The following is a 17,240-nucleotide window of genomic DNA, read 5'->3' on the forward strand; positions in this document are numbered from 1 at the left end:
TTGTCGCGCCGCACGGCGTATTACGGGCACAAAGGAAATATCATGGCTATCTCGGAAGTGAATGTACGCAACCAGTTTCGCGGCAAGATCAAGGAAATCATCTTTGGCCCCGTGGTGTCGGAAGTGGATGTGGAAACGCCGCACGGCATCGTCACGTCGGTGATCACCTCGCGCTCGATCAAGGACCTGGACCTGAAAGTAGGCAGCGAAGTCATCGCACTCGTGAAATCGACGGAAGTATCGATCGCCAAGATCCAGTAAGCTTCCTCTTCCCATGCGCCGCGCCCTTGCCATCCGGCAGCGGCGCGGCGATTGCGTCAGGGCTTGATGTCAGGGCTTAATATATACATACCCTTCCTGCCACTGCAAGCGGCTCAGCTCGGCCACGCCCGAGGGCACGATGATGGCTTCGGGCAGCACCCGCTGGAGGTCGATATTGCGTCCTTGCAAGGTGTTATTACAGACACGAAAGCTCACGCCGCGCTTGGCCAGCTCGCGCACCACCACGTCATACGGTGAACCATTCTTGTCGATGGCGCCGTCGAGCAGGAAGTCGATGCCGAGGCCATGCGCGACGAGCACGATGGTGGCTTGGGGGCTGGCGTCCAGGTGATTGCGGATATTCTTCAGCGCAGCCGCCGCATTGCTGGCGTCATTGACGTGGTACACCACCTTTTCCTCCTTCTGCGCTGCCGCGACGGCGCTGCAAGCGAGCACGGAAAGAAGGATGGTGGTGAACCAGCGGCGCAAGATTGTCATGAGATGTCCATTTCAGTGGTAGATTAAAAACATTGCCATCATATCAATCCCTGAACAAATAGGTAAATGTGCGGCTGACGGGCAGCTTTTCCGTGCTGCCGCGCAGCAGCACCTGCATGCGCTCGGCGTCGATGCGCTCGGCCGCCTCGATGGCTTTCACATTGACCATGGTGCCGCGGTGGATTTGCCAGAACTGTTCCGGATCGAGGCCGCCCAATAAATCCTTCAGCGGCGTGCGCACCAGCGCTTCCGAGCCGGCCAGCACGACGCGCGTGTACTTGGTGTCGGCCTGGAAGAACAGCACGTCGTCGATGTCGATCAGGCGGATCTGCTTGCCCACGCTGGCCTTGATCCATTTCAGTTTTTCGCGCGGCGGCGCCGGCAACGCCGCGCGCAGCGACTGCAGCAGGTGCGCCATGTCCGCCGGCTGCGCGCCCAGCTTGTCGTGCAGGCGGGCCAGCGCCCGCTGCAAGCGTTCGGCCTGCACGGGTTTCAACAGATAATCGACGGCGCCCGCGTCGAACGCATCGACGGCATACTGGTCATACGCGGTGACAAACACCACGTGCGCCCGGGTGCCGATGCGCTCGGCCACTTCCAGGCCCGACAGGCCCGGCATGCGGATGTCGAGAAAGACCACGTCCGGCTCATGCTCGAGGAAACCGTCCCAGGCGTCGTTGCCGTTTTCCGCCACCAGCACGATGCGCGCTTCGGGCCAGGCCAGCGCCAGCATCATTTGCAGGCGCTCGCGCATCAGGGGCTCGTCTTCGGCGATCAGGATGGTGGGGTTCATGCGGCAGGTTCTTTCAAGCTGGTTTCAATTTTGATGGGTAGCAATATTTCAGCGATCACGCCGCCCTCTTCGCCGTCGCGCAGGCTCAGGCTGGCGGACGGATCGGACAGCAACAGCCGGCTGCGCACGTTTTCCAGACCCAGGCCGCCGCCCTGTGCGCTGTCAGCGCCGCCTGACGGCAAACCCATGCCGGTATCCTGCACGCGCAAGCGCAATATGCCGTCCACCCGCAGCGCCGACAGGCTGATCTCGCCACCGCGCAACGATGGTTCAATACCGTGCTTGATGGCATTTTCCACCAAGGTCAGCAAGATCATGCTGGGAATCATCGCGTGCGCAAACTCGGGCGGCAAGTCCAGCGCATAGCGCAGGCGGGAGCCCATGCGCGCCTGCATCACGCGCAAATACGCAGCCGCCATGTCGAACTCGCTTTGCAAGGGCACTTGTTCGCTGCGCATTTCCGCCAGGCTGGCGCGCAAGAAGGCGATCAGGTCAGCCGTCAATGCCGCGGCCTTGCCTGCGCCTTGCGCCCCCTGCTCTGCCAGCTGCTGCACGGCGCCCAGGGTATTGAACAGAAAATGCGGTTCGATCTGCGCACGCAGCAAGCGCAGCTGCGATTCGCTCAGCTCGCGAGCCAGCCGGTCGCGCTCGGCATCCTGATGCAGCTGCCGGGTCAGCGCTTCGTACTGGCGGTTGCGCCAGCTGGTCACGATGGCCAGCGGCACCATGTAAATCACGACGGCCACCTGCAAGGCGATGCCGCCGACGCGCAGCAGGCGCTCGAACGCCATGCCCATGGAACCGGTATCGCTCAGGCCCGCCAGCAGCACGCCTGTCGCCACCCCGGCCGCGCAGGTCGAGATGACCAGCAGCAGTTTCTTGAGCTTGTTACGCACGGAACTGCGGTAATTGAACCAGACGCCAACCACGCCCCAGGCCAGCGCAAAACCGAGGCCGTTGCTGAAGGCCAGGGCCTTGAGCAGGTCGAACTTGACCGGCAACAGCAGGTGCAGCGCGACGCCGATGGCGCTGAACAACAGCATCAGCTTGAAGGCGGCGATATAAAAGCCGGCGCCACGGTACTTGAGCAGGAAATCATGCAATTGCTGGCGCTCGATCGGCGTCAGCTTGACCAGCTTCATGGCGACGTAGCGACGTACCCGTCCCTGGACCTGCGCCGCCATCTCGGGGTGTTTCAATACCAGCAGCGATTCCTCGTCGATGCTGCGGTACCAGTCCGTATATTTTTTTAACACGATGCGTTCTCCGTGGGCTGTGATTCAGGCATGAACGCAGTCTACGGCGCCCTTGTTGCAGGGCATAGCGTGGGGCGACGAAGCACGAAGCGGCAGGCACCAACGACGAAGCGCGCGGCGCCTGCAAGGCCATGGCTGCCAATATTGCTGAAATAATACGAAGTTTCCAAGGCGAAATCAATAATTGCGTAACAATTTTCACTACGGCAAGATTAGCCTCATTTATTTGCTAAATCGGCCGCAAGACCGCCTGTCGCCGGCCTGTACCGTAGACATCGCTTGATCTTTAATGGTATTGTTTAAGCTTGGCAAATATTGCCTCCGAGATACACGCCGCGTCCCCGCGCGGCCCGCTTCCGGATTTGCGCGCAGCGCCCACGATGGCGCCCCAAAACTGCTTTCCCATTACAATCCCATGCTCAAAAAAATGTTCGCCGCGGTGCTGATGACGCTTTCGACAGCGGCCATCGCCGTGCCCTTCGGTTCCCAGTCGATACTGGTGGTTGAAGATGGCACAGGCAAAGTCTTGCTTGAAAAGAATTCCAATGTGGTGGTGCCCATCGCCTCGCTGACCAAACTCATGACGGCCATGGTCGTGCTCGACTCCAAGGCGAACATGCAGGAAGAGATCAGCATCGACCGCGAGGATGTCGACACCTTGAAACACAGCACCTCGCGCGTGCCCGTGGGCGCCACCCTGAGCCGCCACGACGTGCTGCAACTGGCGCTGATGTCATCCGACAACCGCGCCGCCGCCTCGCTGGCGCGCACCTTCCCCGGCGGCCCGACTGCGTTTGCCGTGGCCGTCAACGCCAAGATCAAGGCCCTGGGCATGCGCCAGACCGTGATCGAAGAACCGACGGGCTTGTCGCCGAATAACCAGTCGACGGCAGCGGATCTCGTCAAGATGGCCGTGGCCGCCTCGCGCTACCCGGAAATCAGCCGCATCACCACCGATTCGAAGGACGTGATCCAGATCAAGGGGCGCGATGTGGAATACCACAACACGAACCGCCTGGTGGGCGCCAAGGGCTGGGACATCGGCCTGTCGAAGACGGGCTACACGAATGAAGCGGGCCGTTGCCTGATCATGCGCATCAAGTCGGCCGGCAAGTTCGCCACCATGATTTTGCTCAACGCGCGCGCCAATTCCGTACGTGCCATGGATGCCGTCAACATCCGTCGCATGCTGGCGGCCGAGAACGGCATCGAAGAGCCGAAAGTGATGCGCGCTTCCGTCAGCCGGCACAAGAAGGCGCCGGCCAAGCCCAGCAAGCGCCGCCGCGCAAAATAATTATTTCGCTTGCCGGTTGGTCATCACCACGCCGGCTATCGTCACCGCGCCGCCCACCAGCATCGAGACCAGCACCGGCTCGCCCAAGAGCGCCGCTGCCAGCACGATGCCGAACACGGGCACGAGGTTGTTGAACACGGCCGTGCGCGACGGGCCCAGCGCTTTCACGCCTTCGTAATACCAGACAAAGCCGATCACCGTGCCGAACACGCCCAGGTAGCCGATGGCGGCCCACACTTGCCAGCCAAAGCTGTGCCATGGCACGGTGGGGAATTCCACCACCGCCCCCACCAGCAAAAAGGCCAGGCCCCACATCGATGCATACGTGGTGGCCGCAATCGGGCTCAAGCCCTTCAGCGCGACCCGGCCGATCAGGGTGTAGGCGGCCCAGCTGGAAATGCCGCAGAACATGAACACTTCACCCATGCCGATGCCGCCGCCCGTGCCGTGCAGCACGCCAGCGAGATCGCCGCGCGTGATGACGATGGCCGTGCCGCAAAACGCCAGCATGATGCCCAGCCACTTGAAGGAACCGAGCCGTTCGCGGAACAGCATGGCCGAGGCCAGCGCCGTGACAATGGGATTCAAGGCCACGAACAGGGCCGTGCGCCCCGCCGGCATGCGCGACAGGGCCGCCAGGAAGCACAGGTTATATAAAAAGATGCCCGTCAGGCCGAGCGCCGCCGTCGTCATCAATTGCTTGCGGTCCAGGCGCGGCAAGCCCCCTTCGAGTTTCCAGGCCAGCACGACCAGCAGCAGTACGGCCACGCCGAAGCGTCCGCTGGCAGCCGTCATGGGCGGCATCTGCTGCGCCAGCACGCGCCCCGCGATAAAGGTGCCGCCCCAGAACAGGGCAACGAAAATCAATTTGAGGTAGACGAGCGGCGATTGCACTGAAGGCAAGGCGGCTGAAGGTATGGCGGAAGAAGACATGGAATATCCTGTGTGGCCGCTGGTGCGGCGGGTGGTGTGCATGCGTTACACTTATATATTAATACTAATATCAACTCATGAAATAATGAGTAAATACTCATACATCAAAGAAACCACACTATGACCTTCACGCAACTGGAAATTTTTACCCTGGTGGCCGAACTGCACGGCTTTTCCGCGGCCGCCGCGCAGCTGGGCATCAGCCAGTCGGCCGTCTCGCATGCCTTGAAAGCGCTGGAAAAGGAGATGGGCGTGGACCTCATCGTGCGCCACCAGGCGTCGGCCGAGCTGACGGACGTGGGCCGCCAGCTGCTCGTGCGCGCACGCGAAATTCTCGGCTTGTCGGAAGCCATGCGGCAGGAGGCGGCCGACGTGCTGGGCCAGCGCCAGGGTACCCTGCGCATCGGCTCCTTCGGTCCCACCTCGTCCTTGAATCTGCTGCCGGCCATCACGGCGCAATTTCGCCTGCGCTATCCGGGCATCGACCTGCGCATCGACGAAGGCGCCGACCATGAGGTGGTGCAATGGATACGCGAACGCCGCGTGGATGTCGGCTTCGTCGTGCTGCCCGACGAGCGTTTTGATACGGCGCCACTGGTGGAGGACCAGATGATGGCGCTGGTGCCGCGCAGCCATGCCTTGTCCAGCGAAACCGCCATCACCCTGGCCCAATTGTGCGAAGGGCCGTTCATCATGTCCGAGGCGGGCTGCGCCTGCCTGATCGAACCGCTGTTCGCCAATGCGGGCTTGCAGCCGCAGGTGCCCTACCGCATCAGCCAGGTGATCACCATCCTCGACATGGTCAGCCGTGGCGACGGCCTGTCCATCGTCGCCGAACTGGCCCTGCCGCAGCGCCTGCGCGAGCAGTATCCGGAGCTGGTGGCCCTGCCGTTAAACCCGCCCGTCAGCCGCAAAGTGGGCCTGGCCGTGCGCGACCGGCGCCAGAACACGCCCGCCACCAACGCTTTTTTCGATGTGGCGAAACAGATGGCGCCGACCCTGGCGCCCCGTCGCACGTGAACGCCATCTAGAAAGTTTCCCACTCCTCGCTGCGTTCCGCCGTCTTGTGGCCGGCCGCTTGAGTGACCGGGCGGCTGGCGATGCGCGGTGCGATGGCCGCGCGCACCACAGGCCTGGCCGGCTGATGCTGCTGCTGCGGCGGCGCCTGCCCCTCATCGAGCTTGAACACGCCCACCACCTGCGCCAGGGTGCTGGCCTGGTCTTGCAGGCTTTCCGCCGCAGCGGCAGCCTCCTCCACCAGGGCCGCATTCTGCTGCGTCACCTGGTCCATTTGCGCGATGGCCTGGTTCACCTGTTCGATGCCCGAGCTTTGCTCGACGCTGGCGGCCGTGATCTCGCCCATGATGTCGGTCACGCGGCGCACGCTGTCGACGATTTCCTGCATCGTCGCGCCAGCCTCGTCGACGAGGCGCGCGCCCGAATCGACCTTGCCCACTGAATCATCGATCAGCAGCTTGATTTCCTTGGCCGCCTGGCTTGACCTCTGCGCCAGGCTGCGCACTTCCGTCGCCACCACGGCAAAGCCGCGCCCCTGCTCGCCCGCGCGCGCCGCTTCCACGGCCGCATTCAAGGCCAGGATATTCGTCTGGAAGGCGATGCCGTCGATGACGCTGATGATGTCGACGATCTTCTTCGACGAATCGTTGATCGACGCCATGGTATCGACCACCTGCGCCACCACTTGCCCGCCCTTGCTGGCCACACCGGACGCCGATTGCGCCATCTGGTTGGCCTGGCGTGCATTGTCGGCATTCTGTTTCACCGTGCTGGTCAGCTCTTCCATCGAGGCGGCCGTCTCTTCCAGCGAGCTCGCTTGCTGTTCCGTGCGCGACGACAGGTCCTGGTTGCCGGCGGCGATTTCCATTGAGGAAACCTTGACCGATTCGCTGGCTGTGCGGATTTTCACCAGCACGACGGCGATCTTGTCGATAAAGCGGTTGAAGGCGCCGGCGATCTGCGCCAGTTCATCCACGCCGGATGCGTCGAGGCGGCGCGTCAGGTCGCCTTCGCCCGAGGCGATGTCGTCGAGCGCGTCGCGCACCAGTTCCAAACGCTTGAGCATTTTGAAGACCAGCAGCGACAGGAGCAGCGCCGCCAGCCCGGTCAGCAGCGCGGCCGTGACGGTGGCCGTCGTCAGCATCGTCTGCAAGGCTTGCATGGCTTCCTGCTGGTCCAGCACCACGGCCAGCAGCCAGCTTGTCCCCGCCACGCGCGTGACGTACAGCATGCCGTCTCGGTCATTCAGGCGCACGGCCTCGCTCGTGCGCGTGCTTTCCAGCCGGTTGACCTGCGCGGCCGACAGCGCCGCATCGAGTTTCGCCACCGGCTGCAGGCTCAGGTCCTTGTTGGCATGGGCGATGATGGTGCCGCTCTGGTCGACCAGGAAGGCAAAGCTGTGCGGCGTCGGCTTGATCGCCACCACGTTGGCGATCACCGTATCGAGCAGCACGTCCGCGCCCGCCACGCCCACCGGCGCCTCTTTCGGGCCGACGGGCGCCGTAAACGACACCACCAGCTTGTGGCTGGCCGCGTCCACATACGGCGGCGTGAGCATCGGCACGCCGGCCTTGAAGGTGTCCGTGTACCAGGCGCGCGCGGTAGGATCGAAATCGGCCGGGCGCCCCGGATGGGTAAATACGGAGCGCTTGTCCGAGTAGCCGATGAAGACCTCCGTAAAATCGCCAGCCTTTTCCGCGATCTGAAAAGCGCGCAGCGGATCGGGCGTCTCGGCCGACATCACGACGGATGCCATGACCTTCTTCTTGCCATCGACCCATTGCGCCAGCACGGCCGACTGGCTGTGCAGCAGTTGCTGCATCTGCTGGTCGGCCGACGCCAGCATGCTGCTCCGCGTGGTAACGTAATTGGCGACCGACAAGGCCAGCATGGACAGCACGACGATGGAAACGCAAATGAGCACCAGCCGCGTGCGAAGGGAAGACAACATGATGGACTCCTCGTTTCAATTTTAATGGCGTGAAACAGTGCTTTTGCACTACTTTCTCTACGAAAGCATTTTCACACAAAAATCAGAACAATTTCCATCAATATTCGGAATAAAACACATATATTTCCACGTGGAAACCCATCAAACCCATCAAACCCAGTCCAGCCATCAGCCGATCAGCCCCCTCAAGCCGCTGGCCCGCTGCGTGCGCCGCAAGATCGCGTCGAACAACACGGCTTGCGTGGGCGAGACGAGGGTAAAAAAGTCGCGCGCGCGCGTGATGCCCGTGTAGACCAGTTCGCGCGCCAGCATGGCGCCGCCTTCCTGCGGCAGCACCAGCACCGTATGGCGAAACTCCGAGCCTTGCGATTTATGTACCGTCATGGCGAACGCCGTCTCCACATGGCGCAAACGCGTGGCCAGCACGCTGCGCACGTTCTCGCCTTCCAGGAAATACACACGCAGGGAGCCGGGCCGCGCAGGGTCGCGCAAGGTCAGTCCGATGTCGCCGTTGAACACGCCCGTACCGTAATCGTTGCGCGTGACCATCACGGGGCGTCCCACATACCACTCGCTGCGGCGTATCAGCCCTTCCTTTTCCAGCCGCAGTTCGATGGCCGTGTTCAAGCCCGCCACGCCCCACTCGCCTTCGCGCACGGCGCACAGGATGCGGAACGACTCGAACGCGTGCAGCACGGCGCGCACCCAGTCGTCATGCTGCGCGTAGCCTTCGCCGCCGGCATTCACCAGCGCCAGGTAAGGCTGATAACCGCCCGGCGCATCCGGACGTCCGCGCAAGGCCAGGCGCAGCACGTCCTCCTGCTGCGCCGGCACCGTCCACGCCAGCTGGCCGCCGCTGTCGCTGGCAAAGCAGGCCTTGGCCAGATCGGGCCTGCCGCCATTCACGGCCAGCGCCAGCTCGCCAATCGGACCGCTGAAGCGGTGGCTGTGGCGCAGCATCACCGTCTGCTGCGCCAGCGCACCGGCCGCTCCCGCGAAGGCGGGCGGAATGGTCACGCCGCTGGCCGCCTGCGCATACGCGATGGTAGCCGGCGTGTAAGCGCCCGCCTGCGCATCGTGGCACAAGTCGCCCAGCACGGCGCCCGCCTCCACCGACGCCAACTGGTCCTTGTCACCCAGCAGTATCAAGATCGCCGTCGGCGGCAAGGCGTCGAGCACCGAGGCCATCATTTCCAGGTGCACCATCGATGCTTCATCGATGATCAGCACATCGACATCGAGCGGATTGCCCGCGTGATGGGCAAAGGCGCGCGTATCGGGCCGCGCACCCAGCAAACTATGCAGGGTGCGGGCCGCGCCCATGCGCCGCGCCAGTTCCAGCAGGGGCAGCGCCTCGCCCGCCTTCGCCGCCAGACCCTCCAAGGCCTTGTCGATCGACTGTTTCAGGCGCGCGGCCGCCTTGCCCGTCGGCGCGGCCAGCGCGATGCGCAACTGCTCCGGCTGGGGCGAGACGGCAAACAGCAAGGTCAAAAGGCTCGCCACCGTGTACGTCTTGCCCGTCCCCGGGCCGCCCGTGATGATGGCCACCTTGCCGCGCAGGGCGATGGCGCACGCCACCTTTTGCCAGTCCGGGCCACCATCCTGCGTGGGCTGGTCGAACAGGATGTCGAGCCATTGCCGCACCTGCGCCAGCGGGGGATTAGTCAAACCCTGCGCGCGGACGGCGATTTTCTCGCCCACCAGGCTTTCGTCGCGCCAGTAGCGGCGCAAATACAGACGGTCGCCATCGAGTACCAGCGGCTGGCGCACGTCGGCCGCGCCTACCTGCCACACCTGCGGCGCACCGGCCAGCAGCGCGCGCCAGCCATCGACGCTGTCCGGCAGCGGACCGGAAACGGCCAGCACGGCATGCCACAGCTCCTCGCTCCAGCCCAGCAGTTGCGACGGTTCGCTGGCCAGCTCAAACAGCATCAGACAGCTGTGCCCCCGCCCTTCCAGCTCGGCCAGCACCACGCAGGCCACGGCCACGGCGGGCGCATTCGGCGCCTCCTCGTCCAGGCTGGTGATGAAGCGGGCAAAGGCGGCGCTCAGGCGGCGCAGATGGCCCGCTTCGGCCACGCCGTCAAAGTGAGTAAACAAGGCATCCATCTGCAAGGCATCCATCTGCTCATTATGCTGCATGGTGTTCCGTTTCTTCTAACAGTTGATCGAGGCCGTCCAGCAGTTCCAGCTGCGGCGCCAGCCAGTAGCAGCCATGCGTATCCACATTCGCGATACCGCGCAGGAACAGGAAGATGGCGCCGCCCAGGTGCTCGGCCGGGTCATACGCATCACCGAGGCGACTTTTCAGCAGCCGGTGCAGGGCCAGCATGTAGATGGCGCCCTGGATATCATAGCGGTGCTGCGCCATGCCGGCCGCCAGCGCGGCGGTGTGGTAAGCCGCGTCGTTGGCGCCCAGCGCGTTCGACTTGTAGTCGAGCACCCAGTAGCGGCCATCCTGTTCGATGACCAGGTCAGCAAAGCCTTTCAACATGCCGTGCAGCTGGCGCCGCGGCAGCACGGGGCGTGGCGCGCCATCGAGCAGCAAGCGCGTGCACAGCTGATCGAGCGCTCCCGTGGACAAATGCTCGCTGGGGAACCAGAATTCCATCTCGGACAGCGTGCTATCGAGGTGCGACAACGACGCATCGAGCAGCGGCAACGGCGTGAGGGCGATTTCCCTGAGCCAGGCGATGGCGTCTTCCTGGCGATGGCCCCAGCCCGCCCGTTCGCAGCGCGCGGCCAGACGGGTATTGAAGTGCTCGTCGTGGACGCTGTCAAAACCTTCGCTGCCCATCCACTCGAGCTGCTCGTGCAAGAAATTGCCGGGCACGGAGCCACGCGGGAAGCGGTGCCATGGCGCGTCGCCCATTTGCATCGGCGAGGTCACGGCGACAGCCGTGCCATCTTCCAGCAGGGTTTCCTCCAGCGCCCGCTGCGGCACGTGCGCGGCCGCCACGGCGCCGATCTGGCGCGTCAGCGACGTAAAGCTGCCCACCGACCAGTCGCGCTCGAATTCGCCCACGAACACGGGCGCGGGGCGCAGCTCGGGGCGCCGCTCGACCCGGTCCAGCACCGTGCAGGCATCGGGCTGCGCCAAAGAGCCCACGTAGATGGCGTCGCAACTGCCCGCCACCTGCTGCCAGCGCAGCAGCAGCTGGTCAAACGGCAGCTTGTCGCCGCCCGTCAGCAGGTAACCGAGCGCCGATTCGTGCAAGGTGTTCTCGCCCGCCTTGCGCGCCGCCTGGGCGGCCACGCCCAGCCACAGGAAGTGGCGCGCGCGCGTCAGGGCCACGTACAGCAGGCGCAAGTCTTCCTCGATGCGCGCCTCTTCGACCGCCGCCATGGCCTCGTCGGACAGCGACAGGTCGAGGCGGCGTTCACCATCCTCGCCCGCATACTCGAAGAAGCTGCGGTTGCGTTTATCCACCTTGCGCGCCGTGACGGCAAACGGCAGATACACGAGCGGGTATTCGAGGCCCTTGGATTTGTGCACGGTGATGACCTTGACCAGTTCCGCATCGCTTTCCAGGCGCAGCACGCGCTCGTCGCCGCCCTCGCCTTCGCCGGCGATCTGCTCGGCCAGCCAGCGTATCAGCGCCTGCTCGCCATCGAGCTGGCGGCTGGCCGATTGCAGCAGTTCGGCCAGGTGCAGCAGATTCGTCAGCCGCCGCTCGCCACCCGTCTGCTGCAGCAGCATGGCCGGCAGTTGCAATTCGTGGATGAAGCGGCGTAGCATGGCCAGCACGCCCTGGCGCTGCCAGATCAGGTGCAGGGTCTTCAGTTGCTCGACGCGGCGTTCCCATTCCAGTTCATCGCTCGACAGGCGCGCCAGCTCGCCCAGTGACAGGCCGATGGTGCGCGTGGCAAACGCGGCGCGCGCCAGTCCCCCGTCAAGCGGGTTGGCCAGCGCCGCCAGCCAGCGCAGCACGTCTTGCGCTTCCTCGCTGTCGACGACGGAATCCTTGTCGGACAGGTAGACGCTGGCGACCCGGCGGCGCGCCAGCGCGCGGCGGATGGCCGCCGCTTCCTTGCGGTCGCGCACGAGGATGGCGACATCGGCCGGCTGCAGGCGCACAAATCCGTCAGGTCCAGCGAAACCGGCTTGCGCATCGCCCAGCATGGCGACGACGTGCTCGGCGCAATGCTGCGCGAAATACTCGCGATAGCTGTCGCCGCGCAGTCCTTCATCGCTGGCGCAGGCGGCCAGCAGGGCCGGCAGCGGACCGCCGGCGTTCACAAGATGCTCGGCGCGGCCCTGGGCGTCGACGGCCTCGAACGGCAACGGATTCTCGCCCCCTTTACGGTAGCGGAAGGCGCCCGCTGGCACCTCGTCGCGTTCGGCGTGCAGGAACAGCTGGTTGACAGCCGCCACCAGCGGCGCCGTCGAACGGTAGTTGGTGCCCAGCTGGTAATGGCGTCCCGTTGTCGCGCGCCGCGCCGCCAGATAGCTCTGGATGTCGGCGCCGCGAAAGCCGTAGATCGACTGTTTCGGGTCGCCGATCAAAAACAGGCCCAGCGCCGGGTCGTTGTCGGCAATGCGGTACAGCAGGTTGAATATCTGATACTGGGCGGGCGCCGTATCCTGGAATTCATCGACCATGGCCAGCGGATACTGGTCGATGATGCGCTGGCGCAGGGCCGCGCCATTCTCGCCGGCCAGCGCGTCGTGCAAGCGCTGCAGCATGTCGGCAAAGCCGAACTGGCGCGACTGGCGCTTCAATTGATCCATGCGCCGCGCGATGGCCGCCGCCGCATGCAAGTGCAGCTTGTGCGCCAGCGGCGTGAGGGCCGCCAGGGCGATCCCCAGCGCCTCGGTATGTTCGAAGCACTCGGGCACCTGCGCCGTGAAGCTCTTGGCAAACGCATCCTCGATGCCGAACGGCGTCAAGCGTTCCCATGCCTTGGCCGTGATGGCTGGCTGCAGCAAGAGCGGATCCTGCGCCCAGCGGCGCAAGCCGTCGAACCACTTCGCCAGGTTCTCCGGCTTCATCTTGACGCCGTTAAAACACTTGGGATTGGCGGCGCGGTGATCATTGATCCAGGCGGCCATCCGGTCCACGCGCTCGACCCAGCCCGCCTTCAGGGTGGCCAGCTGCGCGGCCAGCGCCCGCTGTTCGCGCACGATCAGCGCGGACAACGGTTCCTCGTCCGCCATGCGCATGATGTCCGCGCGGCGCGCCAGCTCGCGCGCGCCTTTCTTCAGCGCGTCGACGTCGGGCCAGCATGCCAGCAGCACGTCGAGCGCCTGCGGCGGCAAGGGATAGACTTGCTGGCGCCAGTAATCGTGGGCCGCATCCTCGAACAGGGCTTGCTCGTCGCTGACCAGTTCCTCGTCGAACAGGCTGCCGCTGTCGAAGGCGTGCTCGCGCAGCATGCGCTGGCACCAGGCGTCGATGGTGAAGATGGCCGCTTCATCCATCGTCTCGGCGGCCAGCATCAAGCGGTGCGCGGCCTTTTGCCGCTCGCTCTCGTCCGGATAGGATTCCAGCAAGGCGTCGAGAAAGGGGTCGCTGCCGCAGGATTCAATGCGGAACTCATTGCGAAAATAAGCGGCGGCCTCGATCAGGCGTTCGCGCACGCGGTTCGACAATTCGCGCGTGGCGGCGCGGGTAAACGTCATCACGAGGATATCGGCCGGCAGCAGCGGACGCGCGAAACGGCTGTCGTCGTCGCCATGCCCCAGCACGAGGCGCACGTACAGCGCGGCGATGGTCCAGGTCTTGCCCGTGCCGGCAGACGCTTCGATCAGGCGCGAGCCATGCAGCGGGAACACCAGGGGCTTGAGCAAATGGCTCGTCATTGTTCTTCTCCCGCGCCATCGAAGGGCGCGCTAATCGGGTCGATCGTGATGTGCTGTTGCAGCCAGTCGGCCAGCGGGCCATACAGCTCGCGCGTGCAGTCTTCCCATGCTTCCTCGGCGGCCAACGCGGAAAACTCGGGCCACAGGCGCGCCAGGCAAAGTTCTTCGCGCTCGCCTGACATGTCAAAGCCGCCATCGTAGACGGCGCGCGGGTCGCCCTGCTGCACCAGCGCCAGGCCCGTCTTGCAGGCAGTCGGCAACGGATGGTTCATGCCTTCGCGCCACAGCGCCAGCAAGGTGGCCAGCGCTGCGCGCGAAGTGGCCGGATCGAGCGGCGCCATGCTGACGATGGCGTCGCGCGCCACCAGGTAGCCGGTGACGGGAAAACCGAGGGCGGCGGCGGCCAGCTGGCGCAGCCACATCAGCATCAGCTTGTCGCCGCGCGCCAGGCCGCCCTTGTCCGTCACTTTCGAGGAAATCTGCATCAGCCAGGCCGTCTCCTGCCCATTGCTGCACAATTTGTCGAGCCAGTCGTCGATCTGCACTTCGCCGAAGGGCAAATTGATTGCGCGCTTGTCGGCCGCCAGCGGGAACGAAGCGCGCAAGGACAGCCACGCACTGCGCACGGGCACCAGCGCCTCGACCAGCTGCGCCTGCACCTGCTGGCCGATCAGGCCGATGGGCAGTACGCCTTCGCGCGCCAGCTTCCCTGCGCGCGCTTCCAGGCTGGCGCGCACGTCTTCGAGCGCCTCGACGGCGCCGCCGTCGTCCAGCATGGTGTCTTCCAGCAGATAGCGCTCGAGCGCATTCAGGCCAAACGGTTCTTCATCCTCGCCCAGCATGGCCGCGTCGGCAAAATACACGCTCAAGCGGCGGCGGAAAAAGTATTTGACGGGCTGGCGCAGGAAGCTGGCCAGCTCGCCCAGCTTCAAACGCGTGCCGGGATCGAGCTCGTAGGGACCCAGCGGCAGCACGGCGGCCTGCGCCTCCGCATCGGCATCGGTATGGGCCACGCGCCATTCACGCGCATACGTGAGCAAACCATCGGCCTCGAAATAGCGGCGGCTGAATGGCTGCAGCGCATGCTCGGTGGTGAGCGACGCCAGGTGCCGGTCCAGCGACCAGCCGGTGGCCAGGTAATCGCGCAGCTGCGACACCAGCACGGACGGCGGCTGCTCGGAATTGTCGCGCACATTGCGCCCCACCCAGCTCACATACAGTTTGTCGCGCGCGGCCAGCAAGGCTTCGAGCATCAGGTAGCGGTCATCGTCGCGGCGCGAGCGGTCGCCCGGGCGCGCCATGCCGGGCAGCGCCAGCAAGTCGAAATCGGCCTTCTGCGCGCGGCGCGGAAAATCGCCATCGTTCATGCCCAGCAGGCACACGACGCGGAACGGCACGGCGCGCATCGGCATCAGGGTACAGAAGGTCACGCCACCGGAGACAAACTGGTGGTTCAGGGTCGGCTCGTCCAGCGCGCCCAGCCACGCCACGCGCAGCACGGACAACGGCACCTGCTCGACAAAGCCCGCATGCTCGCAGGTTTCCAGCCAGCCCTGCAAGGCGCCTTCCAGCTGCGCCAGGGTCAGGCGGTCGCCCTCGTCGTCGGCGTCAAAAAAAGCGGACAGCAACGCGCGCGCCTGCACGCCCCACTCGGCTGGCGTGCAGGCGCCGGCCAGTACGGTGCGCCAGTGCAGCAGCGCCTCGACCAGCTGCGCCAGGGATCCCGCCAGCGCCGCATCGAGGCCGCCCACTTCCGCATACGGCTCGATGCCGCCAAAGCTGGCGCCACTGCCGCTGGCATAACCGAGCAGCATGCGCCGCACGCCGAAGATCCACGCATTCTGTTCGCCCGCCGCGCCCAGTCCCAGGCCGGCGCGGTGCGCCTGGTCCAGGCCCCAGCGCACGCCCGCCCCTTCGATCCAGGCGCCCAGGGTGGCCAGGTCGTCCGGCTGCAGGCCAAAGCGGGCCGCCAGCGCCGGTACGTCGAGCAGGTCGCGCACTTCGCTCTGGCGGCAACGCTGCTGCGGCAGTTGCAGCAGCCACTCGAGCGCGACGAGCAGCGGGTTGACGCTGCGGTCCTTCACGTCGCCGATCTCGAACGGAATGAAACGTTCGTCATTGCGCCGGTACTGGCCGAAGACGGCGTGGATGGCGGCCGTAAAGGTGTCGATATCGGGCACCATCACCACCACGTCGCGCGGACGCAAGCCCGTCTCGGCGCTGTGCGCGAACATGGCCAGCAGCTGGTCGTGCAGCACTTCCACTTCGCGCTGCACGCTGTGCGCCACGTGAAATTCGATCGAGCGGTCGCCGGCGTCTGGCGGCACCTGCTCATGCTCGGCCAGCGGGCGCAGTTCGCGGATGGCCACCTGCACCTGCTGCAGCAGGGTCTCGCCCGTTTCCTCGCCAAACAGGTCGATACGCAGGCTGTCGTCGCGCCCTTCGGCTTGCGCGTGTTCGTCGAATTCGTCGAGCATGCGGATGAAATCGCGCCCTTGCCTGCCCCAGCTGGCCAGCAGCGGATGGCTGTGCGCATGCAGCGCTTCGAGCGGAATTTGCGCCAGGTCGGTGCCGTTGCGCTGCCGCTGGCGCTTGTTTTCCGCGCGCAGCAAGTCGCGCCCGTCGATGATATCGCCCCAGTAAAACTGGCATGGATTGGGCACGGCCAGCACCACCTGCGTGTGGCGCGCCAGCGCGGCCAGCGCCTGCAAGGTCTGGTACGGCAAGGCCGACACGCCAAACAGCACCACCCGGCGCGGCAGCTTGCCGGCAGGCGGCTCGCCGGCGGCGATCGCCGCCAGGAAAGCGTCGTGGATGTCGGCGCGGCCCGTGTCGCGCTCGAAAGCCTCGACATCCAGGCCCACGGCGCGCCACAACTGCGCCTGCCAGCGCTGGTCTTCCTTCAAGGCGATGGATACACCGCGCGCCGTGCGCAACTGGTCGCGCCCGGCCGCCCAATCGGCCAGCCAGTCGGCGCGGTAGACCTGGTACTGGTCGAACAAGTCGGCCAGGCGCTCGGCCAGTTGCAGCCGGCGTTCGCAATCGCCATCGGCAAGGAAGTAGCGCAGCGGCGCGAATACCGGGTCGGCCAGCAAAGAGGGTAAAAGACGCATCAGGCGCCAGGTCAGCGGAGATTTATCGAACGGCGACACGCGCGGGACGCGCTCGCGCCCCAGCATGCCCCGGTAGCTTTCCCACAGCAGGCGCGCCGGCAGCGCGATGCGCGTGGCGGCGCACACGCCCATCTCCTCGGCCAGGGCGATCTTCAGCCATTCAGCCACGCCGTTCGACTGCACCAGGAAGATATCCGTTTCCAGGGGTGCCAGCGGATGCTGGCCCAGCCACTGGAAGACGGCGGCGCGCAGCTGTTCCAGCTGGTTGCCATGCAGGATGAGGAGGCCGGGCGTGACGGGAGTATGCATGCTGATCCGATG

At 65.1% G+C, this 17,240-nt stretch carries 11 protein-coding genes; 3 read left to right on the plus strand and 8 right to left on the minus strand.

Going from position 1 to position 17,240, the window contains the following annotated elements:
* Nucleotides 1-42 precede the first annotated feature (42 nt).
* On the plus strand, nt 43-261 hold the full coding sequence (locus ACQ4WY_RS21735; protein WP_034757699.1) for a TOBE domain-containing protein: 219 nt from the start codon (nt 43-45) through the stop codon (nt 259-261).
* Nucleotides 262-330: 69 nt separating this feature from the next.
* Here ACQ4WY_RS21735 and ACQ4WY_RS21740 read toward each other — a convergent pair whose 3' ends face one another.
* The 3 genes from ACQ4WY_RS21740 to ACQ4WY_RS21750 are packed head-to-tail and all read right to left on the minus strand — an operon-like array spanning nt 331 to nt 2,808.
* Complete coding sequence (locus ACQ4WY_RS21740; protein ID WP_436505864.1) at nt 331-759, minus strand: DsrE family protein; 429 nt, start codon at nt 757-759, stop codon at nt 331-333.
* A gap of 43 nt (nt 760-802) precedes the next feature.
* Nucleotides 803-1,552 (minus strand): LytR/AlgR family response regulator transcription factor, encoded by a 750-nt coding sequence (locus tag ACQ4WY_RS21745; RefSeq protein WP_436505865.1) that lies wholly within the window; start codon nt 1,550-1,552, stop codon nt 803-805.
* Entirely contained in the window at nt 1,549-2,808 is a 1,260-nt protein-coding gene (locus ACQ4WY_RS21750; RefSeq protein ID WP_436505867.1) for a sensor histidine kinase, read from the minus strand. Before ACQ4WY_RS21750 ends, ACQ4WY_RS21745 begins: the two co-directional genes overlap by 4 nt.
* Nucleotides 2,809-3,223: 415 nt before the next feature.
* Here ACQ4WY_RS21750 and ACQ4WY_RS21755 point away from each other — a divergent pair, with 415 nt between their 5' ends.
* A complete protein-coding gene (locus ACQ4WY_RS21755; protein WP_035826880.1) occupies nt 3,224-4,102 on the plus strand; it encodes a serine hydrolase in 879 nt (292 codons plus the stop codon).
* Here ACQ4WY_RS21755 and ACQ4WY_RS21760 read toward each other — a convergent pair whose 3' ends face one another.
* Nucleotides 4,103-5,035 (minus strand): DMT family transporter, encoded by a 933-nt coding sequence (locus ACQ4WY_RS21760; RefSeq protein WP_436505868.1) that lies wholly within the window; start codon nt 5,033-5,035, stop codon nt 4,103-4,105.
* Nucleotides 5,036-5,155: 120 nt separating this feature from the next.
* Between ACQ4WY_RS21760 and ACQ4WY_RS21765 the strand changes: the two genes are divergently transcribed.
* Nucleotides 5,156-6,055 carry a LysR family transcriptional regulator gene (locus ACQ4WY_RS21765; protein WP_436505869.1) on the plus strand — a complete coding sequence of 300 codons (900 nt, stop codon included), beginning with the start codon at nt 5,156-5,158 and terminating at the stop codon, nt 6,053-6,055.
* A gap of 7 nt (nt 6,056-6,062) precedes the next feature.
* Here the strand turns inward: ACQ4WY_RS21765 and ACQ4WY_RS21770 are convergent, their stop codons facing one another.
* The 4 genes from ACQ4WY_RS21770 to recC form a co-directional block, all read right to left on the minus strand.
* Complete coding sequence (locus ACQ4WY_RS21770) at nt 6,063-8,003, minus strand: methyl-accepting chemotaxis protein (RefSeq protein WP_436505870.1); 1,941 nt, start codon at nt 8,001-8,003, stop codon at nt 6,063-6,065.
* A 168-nt stretch (nt 8,004-8,171) separates the two neighbouring features.
* Nucleotides 8,172-10,145, minus strand: coding sequence for an exodeoxyribonuclease V subunit alpha (gene recD / locus ACQ4WY_RS21775; RefSeq protein WP_436505871.1), 1,974 nt, complete (start codon nt 10,143-10,145; stop codon nt 8,172-8,174).
* On the minus strand, nt 10,135-13,806 hold the full coding sequence (recB, locus tag ACQ4WY_RS21780) for an exodeoxyribonuclease V subunit beta (RefSeq protein WP_436505872.1): 3,672 nt from the start codon (nt 13,804-13,806) through the stop codon (nt 10,135-10,137). The genes recD and recB overlap by 11 nt, the downstream gene beginning before the upstream one ends.
* On the minus strand, nt 13,803-17,228 hold the full coding sequence (gene recC, locus ACQ4WY_RS21785; RefSeq protein ID WP_436505873.1) for an exodeoxyribonuclease V subunit gamma: 3,426 nt from the start codon (nt 17,226-17,228) through the stop codon (nt 13,803-13,805). Before recC ends, recB begins: the two co-directional genes overlap by 4 nt.
* Nucleotides 17,229-17,240: the final 12 nt, after the last annotated feature.

Source organism: Janthinobacterium salmonicoloratum, assembly GCF_051380845.1.
In the GTDB taxonomy this organism is placed as follows: Bacteria; Pseudomonadota; Gammaproteobacteria; order Burkholderiales; family Burkholderiaceae_D; genus Janthinobacterium; species Janthinobacterium lividum_F.